At 69.9% G+C, this 17,327-nt stretch carries 16 protein-coding genes; 9 read left to right on the plus strand and 7 right to left on the minus strand.

Features of this window, described 5'->3' with window-relative positions; genetic code table 11:
* Positions 1-80 precede the first annotated feature (80 nt).
* Positions 81-1,742, plus strand: coding sequence for a class I adenylate-forming enzyme family protein (locus AC3RX1_RS01120; RefSeq protein ID WP_491499385.1), 1,662 nt, complete (start codon positions 81-83; stop codon positions 1,740-1,742).
* A 39-nt stretch (positions 1,743-1,781) separates the two neighbouring features.
* Here AC3RX1_RS01120 and AC3RX1_RS01125 read toward each other — a convergent pair whose 3' ends face one another.
* Genes AC3RX1_RS01125 through AC3RX1_RS01140 form a run of 4 tightly spaced genes read right to left on the minus strand, consistent with a single transcriptional unit; the run spans position 1,782 to position 5,326 of the window.
* On the minus strand, positions 1,782-2,774 hold the full coding sequence (locus tag AC3RX1_RS01125) for a VOC family protein (protein ID WP_491499386.1): 993 nt from the start codon (positions 2,772-2,774) through the stop codon (positions 1,782-1,784).
* A gap of 26 nt (positions 2,775-2,800) precedes the next feature.
* Entirely contained in the window at positions 2,801-3,886 is a 1,086-nt protein-coding gene (locus AC3RX1_RS01130) for a PrpF domain-containing protein (protein ID WP_491499387.1), read from the minus strand.
* Positions 3,876-4,574 (minus strand): 4-carboxy-4-hydroxy-2-oxoadipate aldolase/oxaloacetate decarboxylase, encoded by a 699-nt coding sequence (locus AC3RX1_RS01135; RefSeq protein WP_491499388.1) that lies wholly within the window; start codon positions 4,572-4,574, stop codon positions 3,876-3,878. Before AC3RX1_RS01135 ends, AC3RX1_RS01130 begins: the two co-directional genes overlap by 11 nt.
* A complete protein-coding gene (locus AC3RX1_RS01140; protein ID WP_491499389.1) occupies positions 4,571-5,326 on the minus strand; it encodes a PIG-L deacetylase family protein in 756 nt (251 codons plus the stop codon). The genes AC3RX1_RS01135 and AC3RX1_RS01140 overlap by 4 nt, the downstream gene beginning before the upstream one ends.
* Positions 5,327-5,545: 219 nt before the next feature.
* Between AC3RX1_RS01140 and ligM the strand changes: the two genes are divergently transcribed.
* Complete coding sequence (ligM, locus tag AC3RX1_RS01145; protein ID WP_491499390.1) at positions 5,546-6,952, plus strand: vanillate/3-O-methylgallate O-demethylase; 1,407 nt, start codon at positions 5,546-5,548, stop codon at positions 6,950-6,952.
* A gap of 112 nt (positions 6,953-7,064) precedes the next feature.
* Here the strand turns inward: ligM and AC3RX1_RS01150 are convergent, their stop codons facing one another.
* Both AC3RX1_RS01150 and AC3RX1_RS01155 read right to left on the minus strand, forming a co-directional pair.
* Complete coding sequence (locus tag AC3RX1_RS01150) at positions 7,065-7,937, minus strand: IclR family transcriptional regulator (RefSeq protein ID WP_491499391.1); 873 nt, start codon at positions 7,935-7,937, stop codon at positions 7,065-7,067.
* An 83-nt stretch (positions 7,938-8,020) separates the two neighbouring features.
* Complete coding sequence (locus AC3RX1_RS01155; RefSeq protein ID WP_491499392.1) at positions 8,021-9,391, minus strand: aminomethyl transferase family protein; 1,371 nt, start codon at positions 9,389-9,391, stop codon at positions 8,021-8,023.
* A gap of 330 nt (positions 9,392-9,721) precedes the next feature.
* Between AC3RX1_RS01155 and AC3RX1_RS01160 the strand changes: the two genes are divergently transcribed.
* From AC3RX1_RS01160 to AC3RX1_RS01180, 5 genes are read left to right on the plus strand one after another with little or no spacing between them, the layout of a single operon-like run.
* Entirely contained in the window at positions 9,722-10,504 is a 783-nt protein-coding gene (locus tag AC3RX1_RS01160) for an ABC transporter ATP-binding protein (RefSeq protein ID WP_491499393.1), read from the plus strand.
* A complete protein-coding gene (locus AC3RX1_RS01165; protein WP_491499394.1) occupies positions 10,491-11,201 on the plus strand; it encodes an ABC transporter ATP-binding protein in 711 nt (236 codons plus the stop codon). Before AC3RX1_RS01160 ends, AC3RX1_RS01165 begins: the two co-directional genes overlap by 14 nt.
* A gap of 3 nt (positions 11,202-11,204) precedes the next feature.
* A complete protein-coding gene (locus AC3RX1_RS01170) occupies positions 11,205-12,086 on the plus strand; it encodes a branched-chain amino acid ABC transporter permease (protein WP_491499395.1) in 882 nt (293 codons plus the stop codon).
* Entirely contained in the window at positions 12,086-13,165 is a 1,080-nt protein-coding gene (locus AC3RX1_RS01175; protein ID WP_491499396.1) for a branched-chain amino acid ABC transporter permease, read from the plus strand. The genes AC3RX1_RS01170 and AC3RX1_RS01175 overlap by 1 nt, the downstream gene beginning before the upstream one ends.
* Before the next feature lie 2 nt (positions 13,166-13,167).
* Positions 13,168-14,430, plus strand: coding sequence for an ABC transporter substrate-binding protein (locus tag AC3RX1_RS01180; protein ID WP_491499397.1), 1,263 nt, complete (start codon positions 13,168-13,170; stop codon positions 14,428-14,430).
* A gap of 199 nt (positions 14,431-14,629) precedes the next feature.
* Here AC3RX1_RS01180 and AC3RX1_RS01185 read toward each other — a convergent pair whose 3' ends face one another.
* Complete coding sequence (locus tag AC3RX1_RS01185; protein ID WP_491499398.1) at positions 14,630-15,280, minus strand: GntR family transcriptional regulator; 651 nt, start codon at positions 15,278-15,280, stop codon at positions 14,630-14,632.
* Between the two features lie 226 nt (positions 15,281-15,506).
* Here AC3RX1_RS01185 and AC3RX1_RS01190 point away from each other — a divergent pair, with 226 nt between their 5' ends.
* Together AC3RX1_RS01190 and AC3RX1_RS01195 are read left to right on the plus strand one after the other, a co-directional pair.
* On the plus strand, positions 15,507-17,012 hold the full coding sequence (locus tag AC3RX1_RS01190; RefSeq protein WP_491499399.1) for an aldehyde dehydrogenase family protein: 1,506 nt from the start codon (positions 15,507-15,509) through the stop codon (positions 17,010-17,012).
* A 91-nt stretch (positions 17,013-17,103) separates the two neighbouring features.
* Positions 17,104-17,316: an AsnC family protein gene (locus AC3RX1_RS01195; protein ID WP_491499400.1), complete on the plus strand. Its 213-nt coding sequence runs from the start codon at positions 17,104-17,106 to the stop codon at positions 17,314-17,316.
* Positions 17,317-17,327: the final 11 nt, after the last annotated feature.

The raw sequence follows: 17,327 nt of genomic DNA on the forward strand, positions 1-17,327 counted from the left end.
CAGCGCGACGGAGCCATCGCCGACGATCGTCGGCCGGACCGCGGCCGCTATGCTGACGACAGCCTCGAGGAGGAGGAAGCATGGTCGGCAACACCGATTACGATCCGAGCGAGCTGAAGCGGGTTTTCGAGCACCACTTCACGTGGGCCGCGGCGTTCGAGCGGAACACCCACCGATACGCGAGCCGCCCGGCCCTGACCGATCCGCCGTCGGGGCGATCGTGGACGTACGCCGAGCTCGGCGACACGACGGGGCGCCTCGTCGAGGGACTCCGCTCGCGCGGGGTGGGCACGGGCGAGCGCGTCTGCTATCAGCTGAAGAACTCGCCGGAGTTCGCGTTCCTCTACATCGCCGCGCAGGGGCTGCGCGCCGTGAGCTCGCCGATGAACTTCCGGCTCGCGCCCGCCGAGACTGCGCACATCCTCGACCAGGCGAAGCCGGCGGTGTTCGTCTACGACGGGACGGATGCGGCGAATGTCGCCGCCGCTCTGCAGATCGCCGATCACGCTCCCCGCATCCTCGCAGCCGTCGGCGGTGAGCTGCTCGACGGCGCCATCCCGTTCGAGGAGCTCCTGGCGGCGGACGCTCCCTCGTTCCGCGCTCCCGACGACGCGAGCACGTGGGATGAGACGTCGCGCCTATACACGAGCGGCACGACCGGCATGCCGAAGGCCGTGCCGCTGACGAGCCTGAACGAGGTGCTCACCGCGCACGACGTCGTGATGCACTTCCCGCTCGGCCCGAACGACAAGACGATGAACATGTCGCCGTGGTTCCATCGCGGCGGCAATTACTGCGCCGGGCCGAACACGGCGTTCTTCGTCGGTGCGGAGGTCGTGACGCTGCCGCAGTTCACGCCCGCCACCGTGCTCGACGGCATCGAGCAGTACCGGCTGACGTACGTGATCGGCGCGCCCACGAACCTGCAGCTGCTTGCGGACGAGCAGGAGGCGCACCCCCGCGACCTGTCGAGCCTGCACGGCGTCGTGACGATGGGAGCGCCGCTCGGGCACGATGCCGCACTGCGCTACCAGCGCGTGCTCACGCCCCGCATCGCGAACGGCTACGGCACGACCGAGGCGTTCTGGAACACGTATCTGCGTCCCGATGACCTGCCCGCGGCGGCGGGCGCCGCCGGACGCGCCTGCCTCGACGACGACGTCGCCGTCGTGCGCGTGCAGCAGGACCGGATCTCCGCACCCGACGAGCACGCCCGCAAGGATGGCCAGGAGATCGGCGAGGTCATCATGAGGTCGGTGAAGTCGGGGTACGCGTATCTCGGCAACCCCGAGGAGCAGGCCGAGAAGTTCCGCGACGGCTGGGTCTACCCGGGAGACCTCGCGACGTGGGACGAGAATGAGATCGTGACGATCGTCGGCCGCAAGGACGACATGATCATCTCGGGCGGCGAGAACGTGCATCCCGTGCAGGTCGAGGAGGTGCTCTCGACGCACGCGGCGGTCGCCGACTCGATCGTGGTGGGTCTGCCCGATCCGCAGTGGGGTGAGCTCGTCGTGGCCTACGTGCTGCCACGGGACGGTGCGGTGACGGATGCGGTGGCCGCCGCATCCGCTCTCGATGAGCATCTGCGCGCCAGCGCGTCGCTCGCCGACTACAAGCGGCCCCGGAGATACGCGTTCGTCGACGAGCTGCCCTACACGGCGACCGGCAAGAAGCAGCACTTCAAGCTGAAGGAGCAGGCTCCCGCCGACGCCGAGGCCGGTCTCTTCGTCGCACCGTAGCCGCACCGGTTCCCGGTCGTCGCGCCGTAGGCGCGGCGGTCAGTGGCCGGCGAGCGCCTGACGGTCGATCTCCTCCTGGTTCTCGACGTAGGGCGTCCCGTGCGTGTGGAACGTGGCGACGGTCTTCATGCCCCACGCCTGGCCCTTCGCGCGCTCGGCCTGGCTCCACTCGACGACCGGCCAGTCGGGGTCGAGCAGCAGGCGCGCCTGCGCGTTCGCGAACTCGATGCGGTTGCCGCCCGGCTCCCACACGTACAGGAAGAACGTCTGGTTGATCGCGTGCTTGTACGGGCCGTACTCGATGTAGATGCCGTTCTCCAGGCAGATGTCGGCGGCCTTGAGGATGTCCTCCCGGGAGTCGGGCGCGAACGCGAAGTGGTGGAACCGCCCCCGCTCACGCGTCCAGTCCTCCGAATACACGACGTCGTACGACTTCTGGTGGAAGCGGAACCACCAGGCGGCCATATGCCCGTCGTCCATCCGCACCCGCTCCGATTCCCGGGCGAACATCACGTCGCGCCAGAACTCGCCGGCGGCATCGACGTCGGCGGCGAGGTAGTTGATGTGGTCGAGGCGGCGCGCGTTGATGCCGCGGCCGGGATACGCGGAAGCCTGGTTCTTCAATGCCGGGCGGTCCTCGTCATCCGGCACGTAGTGCTCGGTGTCGTAGTAGATCGCCATCACGTGGCCGTCCGGGTCCTCGAACTCGAACGACCGGCCCACTCCCACCTCGGGGTCGCGCCATCCGTGCCCGAGGCCCGCGTTCTCGATGGCGGCGACCCGGCGGTCCAGCGCCGCCGGGCTCGTCGCGCGGAACAGGGTGCGCCCGACGCCGTTCGTGTCGGACGCCGTGAGCTTGAGCGAGTAGAGCTGGTATTCGTCCCACGTGCGCAGGTAGGCGGAGTCGCCGATCCGGGCGACCTCGCGCATCGCGCAGATGTCGCGGAAGAAGTGCAGACTCTCCTCGAACTTCGGCGTGAACAGCTCGATCGCGCCGAGGTGCGCGAGGTCGAAGTTCTCCTGATGTGCCACGGTTCCTCCTTGACGGCTGGGACGGATCAGATGCGCGGGCGGGGGAAGACCCGCCCGTCGAAGAGCTTGCGTGCGGTGCGCACCGACGTCGAGGTCGCCCGCCACACTCCGTCGGCGCCCTGCTCGACGCCGACGCGGGCCGTGAACACCCCGCTCGGGTGCTCGATCGGCGTCTCGTCGGCGTCGTCGACGCGGGCGAGGGCAGAGCCGACGGTCCCCGGGATCCGGAGTCCGGCGGCCACGGATGCCGCCATCAGCACGCCGATCGACGTGTGCACGCGCGCGGGGATGAAGGCGCGGGTGCCGATCGCGCCGCCCGAGCGCGGCGGCGACAGCAGGAACATCTTGGGCACGCTCTGCTCGGCCACGTCGCCGAGCCCGAACAGCTCCCCGGCCTCCCGGCGCACGTGTTCGACCTCCGCGCGCAGGTCGGTGCGCGCCTCGAGCTCTGCCGGTGCCTCGGTGCCGTCGACGCCGAACTCCGCGGCATCCATCAGCACCACCGGCATCCCGTCGTCCACCAGCGTCACCCGGTGGCCCGCCACCTCGTCGACGGCGTTTCCCGTGGGCAGCAGCGGGCGCGACGGCGCGATCTCCAGGTCGATCGGGCAGGCGGTGCCGGGCACGCCGTCGATCGACTGCGCCCCGTCGTAGTCGGGACGCCCGTCACGCACGGCGAAGGTTGCGGTGGCCACGTCGCCGGTGTTGACGAGGCGGATCCGCACCGTCGCCGCAGGCGCTGCGGCGGCGATGAGCCCGCGCTCGAGCGCGAACGGGCCGACGCCGGCGAGCAGGTTGCCGCAGGTCTGCTTGTCGCTCACGGCCGGCTCGTCGACCGCGACCTGCAGGAAGAGGTAGTCGACGTCGATGTCGGGGTCGGTCGAGGCCGACACGATCGCGACCTTGCTCGTCAGCGGATGCGCGCCGCCGATCCCGTCGATCTGCGTCGGGTCGGGACTGCCCATGATCCGCAGGAGCAGGTCGTCGCGCACGGCGGCCTCGGCCGGCACGTCCTCGGCGAGGAAGTACGCGCCCTTCGACGTGCCGCCCCGCAGGAGCATGCAGCGGATGCCGTCCCGGACGGCGTCGGCGTGGGGGAGGTCAGCGGGCATCGTATTCCTGCTGCGTCATATACGTGACGCCGAGGTCGGTGAGGCTCTGCCGGAGTCCCTTGCGGTCGAGGCTCAGGTCGCCATTCCGGTACGCCGCGCGGTCGTCGGCCTCCTTCTGCACGCGGGCGTCGGCGGCGGCGAGGACGGATGCGGCATCCTGCCGCGGCACACAGAGCACGCCGTCGTCGTCGGCGACGATGACGTCACCGGGGCGCACGATGGTACCGCCGAGCACCACGGGCACGTTGACCGAACCGCCGGTCGACTTCACGGTCCCCTGCGCGTTGACGGTCGCCGACCACACCGGGAATCCGAGTTCGCGCAGCTCCGCGACATCCCGCACCCCTGTCGTCGTGACGAGCCCGCGCACGCCGCGCGCGTGCAGTGCGGTGCCGAACAGCTCGCCGAACGCGCCGTCGACCGACGGCGAGACCGTCGTGACGACGAGGACGTCGCCGGCGCGGCACTGCTCCACCGCGGCGTGGATCATGAGGTTGTCGGCCGGCCAGCTCAGCACCGTCACGGCGGTGCCTGCCACGCGCGCCCCGTCCTGGATCGGGCGCAGCGTCGCGCCGACCAGGCCGGTGCGGTCCATCGCCTCGTGGACCGTCGCGACGCCGTGCACGGCGAGCGCGTCGACGATCGCGGCATCCGTCCGCGCGATGTCGGTGACGACGACGCCGCTCATCGGAGGACTCCGGTCACTTCCGGGTAGTACCGCATGTACGCCTCGCCCATCGTCTCGTGCGGCAGCCCGAGGTTGGGCCCCGCGTTGCGCTTGACCTGCACACCGCGGCGCACCGCGAGGTCGGTGTAGTACGACCACATGTGCTTCTGCGCGGGGAGGCACTCCATCGCCGCGCGCTTGCGCGGGAAGGCATCGGTGATGTCGAGCAGGACGTTCGGCTTGAAGTCGCACTGCTCGCTCTGGTGGGGCTCGAAGAAGAAGACCGGCGGGGCGCCGATGATGTCGTCCTTCGAGGGGTACGAGCCATCGGAGTTCGCCACGCCGATCGCCTGCGCCAGAACCCGCGCCTGCAGAGCCATGCGGGCGGCGGCCGGGTGGTCGCCGTTGTAGGGGTCGACGAGCGGATGCGTCAGCACGACGGTCGGCTGCGTGCGGCGGTACACGTCGACAAGGGCCGCGACGGCCTCGTCGCTCTCGCGGAGCGGATAGTCGCCGAAGTCGAGGAACTCGATCTCGGCTCCGAGGGCGGAGGCCGCGGCCGACGCTTCGTCCCGCCGCAGGGCCTTGATCTCGTCGAGACCCTTGCCGGCGAGCCACTGACTGGCCGACTCACCGCGCTCGCCGTAGGACAGGCACGCCACGACGGCGCGCTCGCCGCGCATCGTCGCGGCGGCGATCGCTCCCCCGGCGCGCCAGACGAAGTCGCCCGCGTGGGCGCTCACGACCAGGAGGGAGGGGGTGCGCTCTGCCATGTGACTCCTCATCGACGTGACCGCGCCCGGAAGGGCCGTTCCGGCACCAGACAAACACACCGCGGCACATTGGTCAAGATATTGTCAACAATCTTGGCTCCCTCGGATCACTATCTCAAATACCTATCGACATAGGGTCTCAAGCGGCCTAACATGAGGGCCATCGACGCTTCGGCGCGCACTGCGCGTCGGCACCCGCCAGACATCGAGGGAGATTCCATGGCCGAGAACCTGCAGCAGCTGCTGGACGAGAAGGGGAACATCGTGCAGATGCTCCGCGACTCGCAATTGGGCACCTACATCTACCCGGTGGTCCCCGCCGAGTTCACGAACTGGCGTCGCGAGCAGAAGGCGTGGCGCGAGACGGCCGTGCTGTACGACCAGACCCACCACATGGTGAACTTCTTCCTGTCCGGACCCGACGCGCTGAAGCTGCTGAGCGACACCGGCGTCAACTCCTTCGCCAATTTCCCCGTCGACACCGCGAAGCAGTTCGTGCCGACGGCGTCGAACGGCGGCGTGATCGGCGACGGCATCCTCTTCCACGAGGCGCCCGACGAGTACGTCTACGTCGGCCGCGCGCCGGGCGCGAACTGGCTGCAGTTCCACGCCGAGACCGGCGGATACGACGTCGAGTTCCGCTACGACGACCGCTCCCCCTCCCGCCCGTACGGAGAGGCGGTGCACCGCGACTACTACCGCTTCCAGATCCAGGGTCCGAACGCGTGGCAGATCATCGAGAAGCTCGCCGGCGGCACCGTCGACAAGGTCAGGTTCTTCCACATGGGCCACATGACGATCGCCGGCTCCCAGGTGCGCACGCTGCGCCACGGCATGGCGGGCGCGCCCGGCCTCGAGCTGTGGGGGCCCTACGCGGAGCACGGCAAGATCCGCGACGCGATCCTCGAAGCCGGCCGGGAGTTCGGGATCGAGCCGTGCGGGTCGCGCGCGTACTCCTCGAACACGCTCGAGTCGGGGTGGATCCCCTCGCCGCTTCCCGCGATCTACACGGGCGGCGAGATCGAGCGGCGCTTCCGCGAGTGGCTGCCCGCGAACAGCTACGAGGCGATCAACGCGCTGGCCGGATCGTTCGTCTCGGACGACATCGAGGACTACTACCTCAACCCGTGGGAGCTCGGCTACGGATCGTTCGTGAAGTTCGACCATGACTTCATCGGCCGCGACGCGCTCGAGAAGCTCGACCCGGAGCAGCAGCGCACGAAGGTCACGCTCGCCTGGAACGACGAGGACCTCGCGAAGATCCTCGCCTCGGTGCTCGACCGCGGCGGCCCGGGCTACCAGTTCTTCGATCTGCCGAACGCGAACTACGGATCGAGCAACTACGACGCCGTGATCGACGCCGATGGCAACACCGTCGGGCTGTCGCTGTTCACCGGCGTCACGGCGAACGAGCGGCGCGGCCTGTCTCTCGCGACCGTCGACCGCGACGTGCCGATCGGCGCCGAGGTGCGAGTGGTGTGGGGCGAGCCGGACGGCGGATCGCGCAAGACGACCGTCGAGCCGCACGAGCAGATCGCGGTGCGTGCCGTGGTGAGCCCGGTGCCCTACGCCGAGACCGCCCGCCAGGAGTACCACGGCGGCTGGCGCACGACCGGCACCCGGTAGGCCCCCGAGCGGTCGAGCCCGGGCGCCCGGACCGCTCACCTGTCGCATATCGACCGTGTTTCCGCCGGCGGAGGTCGATGTGCGACAGGCGAGCGGTTCCTCCGCGGCGCCGCTACCGGGCGGGGGTCACGGCGGGCTTGTCGTCGCCGAGGCCCGCGAAGTAGTCCAGCGACGCGAGGGAGCTGCTCACGAGCGGATGCACGCGCGCGTGCGCCGGCGCGCCGTCGGGGAGATACGCCTCCTCGAGCGCGCGGGTGACGCCCGCGGCGGCGACGGTGAGCAGCTCGACGATGCCCTGGGCGGCACGCCCGTCGTTCGGCACGACGACGCCGAGCGCCGCGTAGACGACGCCGTGAGGGCCCATCACCGGCACGGCGATCCCCCGCGACTGATCGTGGATGTGGCCGGCGAGATCGGCGAACCCATCGCTGCGCACCCGTCGCAGCCGCGCACGCAGCGACGCGCCGTCGTCGATCGTGTGCGCCGTGTACCGCGGCCAGCCGGCGGCGATGACCTCGTCCACCAGCCGCGGGTCGGCGTGCGCGAGCAGCACGAGTCCGCTCGAGCTGACGGGCAGCGGCGTCCGGCCGCCGATGAGCGTGGCGTTGATCACGGCATCCCGTGTCGACATCCGCTCGATGAACAGCACGTCCCGTCCGCTGCGGACGCCGAGCTGCGTGTGCTGCCGCACGCGGGCGTGCACGCCGCCCATCCACGGGCGCGCGAGCTCACGCAGGCCGAGCGCCCCGGGCGTGCGCGACGCGAACTCCCACAGCCGCACGCCGAGCCGGTACGTGCGATCGGGCAGCCGCTCGAGCAGCCCCTCCTCCTCCAGCTGCGTCACGAGGCGGTGCGCGGTCGACGGCGCGAGCCCCGCCGCCTGCGCGATCTCAGTGAGGGTGAGGAACGGGCGCAGCGCGTCGAACGCGTCGAGCACGCGCAGGTGCTTGCGCAGCGCGGATTCGCCGTCCGATCCCCGGGCCATCGGTCCTCCTCGACGCCAGGGTACCGGCCGGCGCCGCCGTCCGGCGCGCCTCGCGCGACGGCGCTCATGCGACGACCGACGGGTCAGGAGTCCGCGCGATACACCGTCCGGGCGTACTCGTGGTACGGCGCGGGTGCGACGGTGGCGCGGATGCGCACCTGGCGGTGCTCCTGGTCCACCTGCGGCTTGTGGGAGATCGGATCCTCGCCCCACACCACCTCGACCTCAGCGCCGTCGGGGATGTCGGCGTCGAGCGTCGCGAGCGACATGTACAGCTGGTCGTACGCGACGTAGCCGGCGTCGGTGGAGATGCCCACGCGCGAGCCATCCTTCACGACTTCGTCCATCTGGTAGAGCCCGTAGCGCGCCTTCGGGAACTCCAGGAACTTCGCGGGCGTCCCGGGCTCGAGCTGCGAGCGCACGACGTCGGCGACGTCCTCGGCGTTCCACAGCAGTGTGACCTTGCGTCGCCGCTGGTTCTCCGCATGCTTCTCGAGGGCCTCACGCCCGTGGAAGTCGTGGTCGAAGCGCACGGACCTGCCGAGGCCGATGTCGTACGGGGTCAGGTAGTAGTCGTGCACGTCCTCTGAGTACAGCGATCCGCCGATCGAGCCGGCGCGGGCGGCCGGCAGCCACTCGCGGTACTCTGCGAAGTCGTCGTCGAAGATGGCCGGGAAGGGCGTGGGCACCCATCCCGACTCCAGCGGCGATGCCGAGTACGCCTTGGCTCCGACGCGGCGGATGTCGTGCTCTGCACCGGCCTCGAGCAGGGCGTTCAGCACGATCTCGTTGTCCTCCCAGGGGCCGTAGAACTCGAACCCGGGCTGTCCGGCCATCCCGTGACGCAGCGCCTTGACGGGCCGGCCCGCGATCGTGACGTCGCCGATGTGGAAGAACTTGATCTCGGGCGCCGGTCCCCCGAACACCTTCTCCATCACCACGTCGGCCTTCGGGCCCTGCAGCTCGTAGCGGTAGAACGTGGGCGGCCCCTGCCGCATGTGCGAATTCGCCTCCAGGCGGTGGTGCACGTCCTTGCCCGCCGCCTCGGCCTTCTCGGCGTTGTACCGCACCCAGTCGATCAGCAGATGGTGGCCGATGAGCACGAGGCCCTCGGGACCGCTGTGGTTGTAGAACAGGATGCCGTCGCCGATGAGGTAGCCGTCCTTGTTCACCGCGATGAGCTGCTTCGCCACGCCCGGGCGGAACGTGCCGAAGGTGTTCGGCGAGATCCCCGAGAGCATCGGGATGAGGTCGTCGCCGTGGAGGAACAGCTGCGTCATGTGATGCGACTGGTCCATGAGGGCGACCGTCGTGTTCCACGCGCGCTGTTCGTCGCGCCAGTTCGTGAACTCCGGGGCCACGGGGAACGTGAATGCCGGCCAGTCCTGGTCGCGCAGCAGCGCGACGGGGCCGCCGGCGCGGGTGATGGCCTCGGCGAGGGATTCGGTTGTCATCGTCGACCTCCTGTATCGGTTCGCCAGGCAGGTTATGCACCCTGCGGGAGGACGGATGCCGCGAATTCCGTTCAACGGAAGCGGCCCGGAGATCGCCGTCGGCGTCCGCGATCCTGGTGCCGGCCTGCGAATCCCGCGCCGATGTCGACAACGGTTGGGTAAAGACCTGCCCATCCTCGCACCAATATCGTTGACAATCCCCGCCACGATCCGTACCGTCCCATGCCAGGGACAGTGTCGGTCCTCGCTCGCGAGGACGCGAACCCGTCGGCACCGCCCCGCGGCCGGCTCGCCTCACGGACACGGCCGGCACGACTACAGGAGGCGCGGATGGCTGCTCGATTGACGTTGCAGGACGTGAGCCTGCACTTCGGCGGCGTCCGCGTGCTCGAAGACGTCGGGCTCGACGTGGAGCCCGGCCAGATCTTCGGCCTCGTGGGCCCCAACGGGGCCGGCAAGACGTCGCTGTTCAACTGCATCAGCGGTCATTACCGGCCGAGCAGCGGCTCCATCCGGATCGACGACGACGAGGTGCGCGGCGCGCGCCCGGCGACCCTCGCACGGCACGGCCTCGCGCGCACGTTCCAGCATCCCGCGCTCCAGCTGAACCAGACCGTGCTGGAGAACGTGCTGCTGGGCGGGCACACCCGCCTGCCCGGCGGGCCGTTGGAATGGGCGCTGCACCTGCCGCACACCGCCCGCGCCGAGCGGCGCCTGCGCGACGAGGCGCGGGCGCTGCTCGAGCGCAACGGATTGGGCTGGGCGGCCGACGTCCGCGCCGACGAACTCTCCCACGGCCTGCACAAGGGCATCGAGCTGTGCCGCGCTCTCCTGATGAAGCCGCGGCTGCTGCTGCTCGACGAGCCTGCCGCGGGCCTGCCGCACTCCGAGGTCGAGCAGCTCATCGCGACGGTGCGGCGCATCCGCGACGACGACGACATCACCGTCGTCATCGTCGAGCACCACATGGGCCTCATCGCGGCCCTCACCGATCGGGTCATGGTGCTCGACCACGGGCGCACCCTCATGACGGGCACCGCCGCCGAGGCGCAGTCGGACCCGCGGGTGATCGAGGCCTACATCGGGAAGGACGCTGCGGATGCCGCTGCTTGAGCTGAGGGACGTGACCGCGTTCTACGGCCCGGTCCAGGTTCTCGAGGGCGTGTCGCTGTCCGTCCCGGAGGGCGGTGCCGTCGGCATCCTGGGCGCCAACGGCGCGGGGAAGACCACCACGCTGCGTGCGATCAGCGGGACGGTGCGGGCCGGCGGGAGCATCACGTTCGACGGCAGGAGCATCCGTGGCCTGCGGCCGGACAAGGTGGCGGGGCTGGGGATCGCCCACGTTCCCGAGGGGCGCGGCACGCTCGGCGATCTCACCGTGCGCGAGAACCTCCGCGTGGGCGCCTACCTGCGCCGGGACCGCAAGGCCGTCGCTCACGACGTCGACTACTGCCTCGACCTGTTCCCGCAGCTGCAGAACCGCATCCGCTCCAATGCCTCGGCGCTGTCGGGCGGCGAGCAGCAGATGCTCGCGGTGGGGCGGGCGATCATGGCGAAGCCGCGGCTCCTGCTCCTGGACGAGGCATCCCTCGGGCTCGCGCCCAGCACCGCCAAGACGGTGTACGAGGCGATCGGGCGGCTGCGACGCGAGTCGGGGATCGCCATGGTCGTCGTGGAGCAGAACGCCAACCTCGCCTTCACGCTCGTGGACTCGGCGACGGTGCTGGAGACCGGGCACAACGCCCTGACCGGCACGACCGCCGAGCTCAAGGGCATGGACGAGATCCGACGCGCGTACCTGGGAGGCTGACCGGTGGGGACGTTCATCCAACTCGTCATCGACGGCCTGTCGACCGGTTCGATCTACGCCGCGCTCGCCCTCGCGATCGTCCTCGTCAACCAGGCGACGGGCCTCATCAACTTCGCACAGGGCGGCATGGCGGTGCTGTCGGCCTACATCGCGTGGTGGTTCACCGGGATGGGTGTGCCGCTCATCCTCGCGATCCTGCTCGCCATCGTGGTCTCGTTCGTGATGGGCGCCGTCATCGAGCGCTACCTGATGCGGCGCTTCGAGCGCGGCGACCCCGACACGGCGGTCGTCGTCACGATCGGCCTGCTGACCCTCATCACCGGACTGTGCGGCTGGCTGTGGACCTACAACAACCAGCAGTTCCCCTCGCTGTTCTCACTCGACACCATCCAGTTCCTCGGCGCGTCGATCAGCATCCGCTCGATCGGCACGACCCTGGCGATCGTGGCGATCATGGTGCTCCTGCAGGCGCTGTTCCTCGGCACGAAGCTCGGTCTGGCGCTGCGCGCCGTGGCCGTCAACCCGCAGTCGGCCTCGTTCTCGGGGCTCCCCGTCGGGCGGCTGCTCATGGTCGGCTGGGGACTCGCCGCGGTGCTCGGGGCGGTCGCCGGGGCCTTGGTCGCCCCGCAGCTGACGCTCACCCCCGGAATGATGGACAACGCCCTCGTCTACGCCCTCGCCGCGGTGATCCTCGGCGGCCTGTCGAGCCCCGTCGGGGTCGTCGTCGCAGCCTGGCTCATCGGGGTGCTCGAGAACATCGCGGCGGTCTACATCCCGTTCATCGGATACGACCTGAAGGTCGCGGTGCCGTTCATCCTCATCTTCGTCGTGCTCGTCGTGCGACCCCAAGGGCTGTTCGGCCGGAAAGCCGTGGTGCGCGTCTGATGTCGAACTTCTCCTCCCTCCCCGCCGCGCCGCTGCTCCAGCGCACGTGGGTGCGCTGGGCGCTCATCGTCGTAGTGGTCGCGCTGCTCGTCGCGGGCCCGCTCATGCTTCCCGAGTTCGCGAACCAGACGATCGCCCGGATCGGCGTGTTCGCCGTCGCGGTGCTCGGTCTGAACGTCGTGATGGGCTACACGGGCCAGGTGTCGCTCGGCCAGATCTTCTTCGTCGGCCTCGGCGCGTACATCACCGCCTACGGCGTGACGCACGACTGGAACATCGTCCTGGTGTTCCTCCTGGCGTGCATCGGCCCCGCCGTGGTCGGCCTGCTCATCGCCCTGGCCGCCGCGCGCCTGGGCGGGCTGGCGATCGCGATGGTGACGATCGCCCTCCCGATCGTCGGGGTGCCGCTCGCGAAGCGGCTCGGCGACCTCACCGGCGGGTCGCAGGGCATGTCGGCACGCTTCACGGACGCCCCCGACTGGGCGCCGCTGTACGACGACCAGTGGCAGCTGTACATCGTCATCCTCATCACGGCGATCGTGTTCCTGCTCACCCGCAACCTCGTGCGCGGCCGCTACGGACGGGCATTCGCCATCGTCAAGGGCAATGAGGCGGTAGCGTCGTCGATGGGGATCTCGCCGTACTGGTACAAGGTGACGGCCTTCACCGTCGCGTCGCTCATCGGCGGCGTCGCCGGCTTCCTGTACATGGCGGTCGTGCAGTACACCTCCCCCGAGACGATGAGCTTCGGCCACTCCATCACCCTGCTGGCATCCATGGTGATCGGCGGGGCAGCCAGCATCATCGGCTCGCTCATCGGCGGCGCGTACTACGTGCTCGTGCCGCAGCTGACGAACATCGTCGACCCGAACGCGACGGCGCTGCTGCAGGGCGCGATCCTCCTCGTCGTCCTGTTCGTCCTGCCCGGCGGACTCGTGTCGCTGCCCCGCGTCATCCGGCGACTCGCACGCCGGGGACGATCCGGCGACCCAGGGCGCCATCAGACCACTCCGATCGCGGAGCCGGACCCGGCCGCCGCACCGGAGGGAATCCCAACAGAGAGGCAAGGTCACGCATGAACATGCGCAGAACAGCTCGGAACGCCGTCGGCATCGTCGCCATGGCCTCCGTCGTCGCGCTCGCCCTCGCGGGCTGCTCCCGCGGCGGCGGAGGCGGTGACGGCGGAGACGGCGGCACGGCGGCGGCGAGCCCCGGCATCACCGACACGAGCGTCACGATCGGCATCACCACCCCGCTCAGCGGCGCCACCGCGGGACCCGGCACCTGCACCGTCGCCGGCGTCACCGCGTACTTCGGCGCCAAGAACGCGAAGGACGGCGGCGTCAAGTTCGGCGACGGCAAGACGCGCAAGGTCAACATCGAGGCGCTCGACGACGGCTACGACCCGCAGAAGGCGAAGGCGAACTACGACCAGCTGAAGGATAAGGTCTTCGCGATGGGCATCGGCCTCGGCACGCCGACCAACCGGGCGTGGCGTGAGGCCGCCATCGCCGACAAGGTGCCGCAGGTGCTCGTCGAGACCGGCGACCCGATCTTCTCCAACAAGGAGGAGAGTCCCTGGCAGCTCGGGTTCGTGCCGACGTACATCAACGAGGGCGAAGCCTTCGGAAAGCTCCTGGCATCCTCCAGCGGGCAGCACAAGGTCGCCATCCTGTCGCAGAACGACGACTACGGCGAGGGCTACGTCGAGGGCTTCAAGAAGGGCATCGAGGGCGCGTCGAACATCACGATCGCGAAGGAGCTCACGTACGAGGCGACCGACACCTCGGTCGACGCGCAGCTGACCGAGCTGGCGTCGACGAAGGCCGATGTCTTCTTCAACGCGATGTCGATCACGCCGCTGATGATCACGTCGCTGCAGAAGGCGCAGCAGCTGAACTGGAAGCCCAGCTGGTTCCTGCCGTCGAACACGTCGAGCCCCGGCGCGATCCTCGAGCCGGGCAAGGCGAGCGCGTTCCCCGGCGTGTACTCCGTGGCGTTCTCGAAGTCGGCGTCGAGCCCGGCGACCGCGGGCGACGCCGACATGAAGCAGTTCCTGTCGGACCTCAAGGAGTACGCGAACTACAAGGACACGCCGGCGTTCCCGCACTGCGTGTGGAGCTACATCAGCGGCGCGACGCTGGAGCAGGCCTTCGCGAAGACGACGGAGCCGACCCGCGACAACTTCATGAAGGCGCTGCGGTCGATCTCCGACTTCAAGGCACCGCTCATGCTCGAGGGCACCGCCGTGAACACCACCGAGGACGGCCAGCCGGCCGTGTCGACCGTGGTCGTCCAGAAGTACAACGGCAAGGGCTACGACACGGTGACGTCGTTCCAGTAGACCTTCCGCCACAGCGCGAGGGCCCGGCCCGGTTCCGACCGGCCGGGCCCTCGCCCTGTCCGGCCGTGCGGGCGGACGGGGCACGGCGAAATCGTACGATTCCGCCGAATGCACATCAGACTGCGCGCGGGATCGTGTTCACCCGCCGGTTTGGTGTTCAGTCGCGGTGGGATGTCGCGGTGTGGCGTCGGCGGCTGCGTCAGTCCATGCCGCGGAGCACGTCGATGATCCCGGCCAGGTGCCGCCGGGTGGCGTGCTCGGCGGCATCCGCGTCGCGGGCGAGGATCGCGTCGATGATCGCGACGTGCTCCGGTGCGGATGTCGCGGCCCGGCCCGGCACGAACGCCAGCCGGAACTGATGCCGGGCCGACTGCGCACGCAGCCGCTCCAGCAACTGCGTCGCGGTCGCGTGCCCGCCGATCTCACGGATCCGCTGGTCGAGCTCCTGGTTGACCCGGGAGTACTCGACGAGGTTCCCCGCGTCGGAGGCAGCTTCGATCCGGATCCGCAGATCGCGCAGAGCCGCCGCATCCGCCGCCGTCAGGTTCTCCGCCGCCTTCCGGGCGACCAGCGATTCGAGGCCCATGCGCACCTCGACGATCTCGACCGCCTCGTCGACGGTGATCGCGCGCACGCGGGCGCCGCGGTTCGGCAGCCGTTCCACGAGGCCCTCGTTCGTGAGGTTCAGCAGCGCCGTGCGCACCGAGGCGCGGGACGCGCCGTAGCGCTCGCTGAGGTCCGCTTCGATGAGCCGCTGATCCGGCGCGAACTCGGCGTTCTGGATCGCGTCGCGCAGCCGCTGGGTGAGATTCGGCTCGGTCACCGGCTCTGCCTCGGTCGTCGTGGACACTCCGCCTCCCGTGTTTGACCTCGTCGTCGGGCATCGTCGCGCCCGTGTCGAGAATATCGCGCACGGAAAGTTGTCGACGAGATTCGCGATGATCTTGTCGCGAGTCTTGAATACCCCGCGGCGGTGGAGGACGATGGAGCCAGCCGACGTCCGATGGACGTGAGGGCACGATGGCCGGCCCACGCGAAGCCGCGCCGGGCGGCAGGAGCACAGAGAGGTGTCAGCCATGTCTGGAACGACGGAGATCTCCGACGCTGTCGGCGTGCGGACGGGTCTGTACATCGGCGGCGCCGAGCGGTTCACCGAAGAGGTGCTGGCGGTGGCCGACCCGGCCAAGCCCGGCACGATCGTCGGCGAAGCCGCGTCGGCGTCGACGCAGGACGTGGCCGACGCGGTGGCCGCCGCGAAGGCGGCGTATCCCGCCTGGTCGGCCCTGGGTGCCGCCGGCCGCGCCGAGCGGATGGCCGAGGCGATCGCCGGCATCGGCGACGAGCGCGACGAGGACGCCGCGATCCTCTCGCAGGAGAACGGCAAGATCCGGCTGGAGGCGTGGGTCGACGCGCTCGTGTTCGAGCTGCGCTGGAACCTCGCGCTGCAGGTGGCCGACCAGGTCGACGCCGTCACGACCCTGCCGGTCGTGCCCGGGGCCATTCCGGTGTCGACGCAGGTCGCGCACCAGCCGCTCGGCGTCGTCACGATCATCGTGCCGTTCAACTGGCCGATCGCGATCCTCGGCGCATCCCTCCCCTCCGCCCTGCTCGCCGGCAACACCGTGATCGTGAAGGCACCGCCGACCACGCCGCTCGCGATCACCCGCGTCGTGCAGCGGGTGGCCGCGAAACTCCCCGCCGGCGTCCTCAACGTCGTCAGCGGCAGGGACGAGAACATGTCGGGGCTCATCCAGAATCAGGATGTCGCGAAGGTGTCGTTCACCGGGAGCGTCAACGGCGGCAAGCGCATGATGCAGATGGCGGCGACGACCCTGACGCGCGTGACGCTCGAGCTCGGCGGCAACGACCCTGCGGTCTTCCTCGCCGACGCGATCGTCGACGACGAGCACCTCGACCGTCTGTACGCGGCGATCTTCGACACGACCGGACAGATCTGCATGAACGCGAAGCGCGTGTTCGTGCACCGTTCGCGGATCGACGAGGTGGTCGCGGGCCTCGCCGCACGCCTCGAGAAGGCCGTGATCGGCTACGGGCTCGACGAGGGCACCACGATGGGGCCTCTGAACTCGGCCGCGCAGAAGGCGTTCGTCGAGGAGATCATCCAGGAGGCGAAGGATGCCGGCGCCGACGTGCGCGAGTACGGGACGCTGCCCGGGGGCGACCTCGCCGGCGGGAACTTCGTGCGGCCGGCGCTCGTGGTCGACCCCGGTCTGTCGCTGCGCGTCGTGACCCAGGAGCAGTTCGGACCCGTCATCCCGATCATCCCGTTCGACGACGAGGACGAGGCGATCCGCCTCGCGAACGACACCTGGGCCGGACTGTGCGGCTCCGTGTGGACGGCCTCCCCCGAGGCGGCGCAGCGGGTGGGCTCGCAGCTCGTCTGCGGCTACGTCTGGGTCAACGACCACGGGGCCACCCGCCTCGACCTGCGCGCGCCGTTCGGCGGCATGAAGGGCTCGGGCTTCGGCCGCGAGCAGGGCATCGAGGGCGTACGCGACTTCCAGGACACCCGGTCCATCGCGACGATCGACCCCGAGGCGCTGGCCGCGATGGCGCACTGATCGGCACCGGGCCCCTCGCAGATCCGCGAGAGGCGGCGGGGGCGTCAACGCTGGTTGACACAGCGGACGGTCGTCAACTACGGTTGACGTCATGAGCGACCAGTTGCACACCGCGATCGGGGCCGCCGGCGAGTCCGAACCGCTCGCCGCACTCCGCCTGCTGCGCGACGCGCGCGCCGAGATCGCCCGCACCGAGGCCGAGCAGGTGCGGCGCGCCCGCGCGCAGGGATACTCCTGGGTCGCGGTCGCCGACGCCCTGGGGGTGACCCGTCAGGCGGTGCATAAGAAATACGGACGAAGATGAAAGACGGCCCC

Source organism: Microbacterium altimontanum (assembly GCF_058349865.2).

Bases quoted from the DNA above. Each gene is read 5' to 3' on its own strand.
- AC3RX1_RS01190 (WP_491499399.1), top strand. From the start codon at position 15,507: ATGTCTGGAACGACGGAGATCTCCGACGCTGTCGGCGTGCGGACGGGT.
- AC3RX1_RS01130 (WP_491499387.1), bottom strand. From the start codon at position 3,886: ATGCCCGCTGACCTCCCCCACGCCGACGCCGTCCGGGACGGCATCCGC.
- AC3RX1_RS01195 (WP_491499400.1), top strand. From the start codon at position 17,104: ATGAGCGACCAGTTGCACACCGCGATCGGGGCCGCCGGCGAGTCCGAA.
- AC3RX1_RS01180 (WP_491499397.1), top strand. From the start codon at position 13,168: ATGCGCAGAACAGCTCGGAACGCCGTCGGCATCGTCGCCATGGCCTCC.
- AC3RX1_RS01140 (WP_491499389.1), bottom strand. From the start codon at position 5,326: ATGGCAGAGCGCACCCCCTCCCTCCTGGTCGTGAGCGCCCACGCGGGC.
- AC3RX1_RS01165 (WP_491499394.1), top strand. From the start codon at position 10,491: ATGCCGCTGCTTGAGCTGAGGGACGTGACCGCGTTCTACGGCCCGGTC.
- AC3RX1_RS01155 (WP_491499392.1), bottom strand. From the start codon at position 9,391: ATGACAACCGAATCCCTCGCCGAGGCCATCACCCGCGCCGGCGGCCCC.
- AC3RX1_RS01120 (WP_491499385.1), top strand. From the start codon at position 81: ATGGTCGGCAACACCGATTACGATCCGAGCGAGCTGAAGCGGGTTTTC.
- ligM (WP_491499390.1), top strand. From the start codon at position 5,546: ATGGCCGAGAACCTGCAGCAGCTGCTGGACGAGAAGGGGAACATCGTG.
- AC3RX1_RS01175 (WP_491499396.1), top strand. From the start codon at position 12,086: ATGTCGAACTTCTCCTCCCTCCCCGCCGCGCCGCTGCTCCAGCGCACG.
- AC3RX1_RS01160 (WP_491499393.1), top strand. From the start codon at position 9,722: ATGGCTGCTCGATTGACGTTGCAGGACGTGAGCCTGCACTTCGGCGGC.
- AC3RX1_RS01150 (WP_491499391.1), bottom strand. From the start codon at position 7,937: ATGGCCCGGGGATCGGACGGCGAATCCGCGCTGCGCAAGCACCTGCGC.
- AC3RX1_RS01135 (WP_491499388.1), bottom strand. From the start codon at position 4,574: ATGAGCGGCGTCGTCGTCACCGACATCGCGCGGACGGATGCCGCGATC.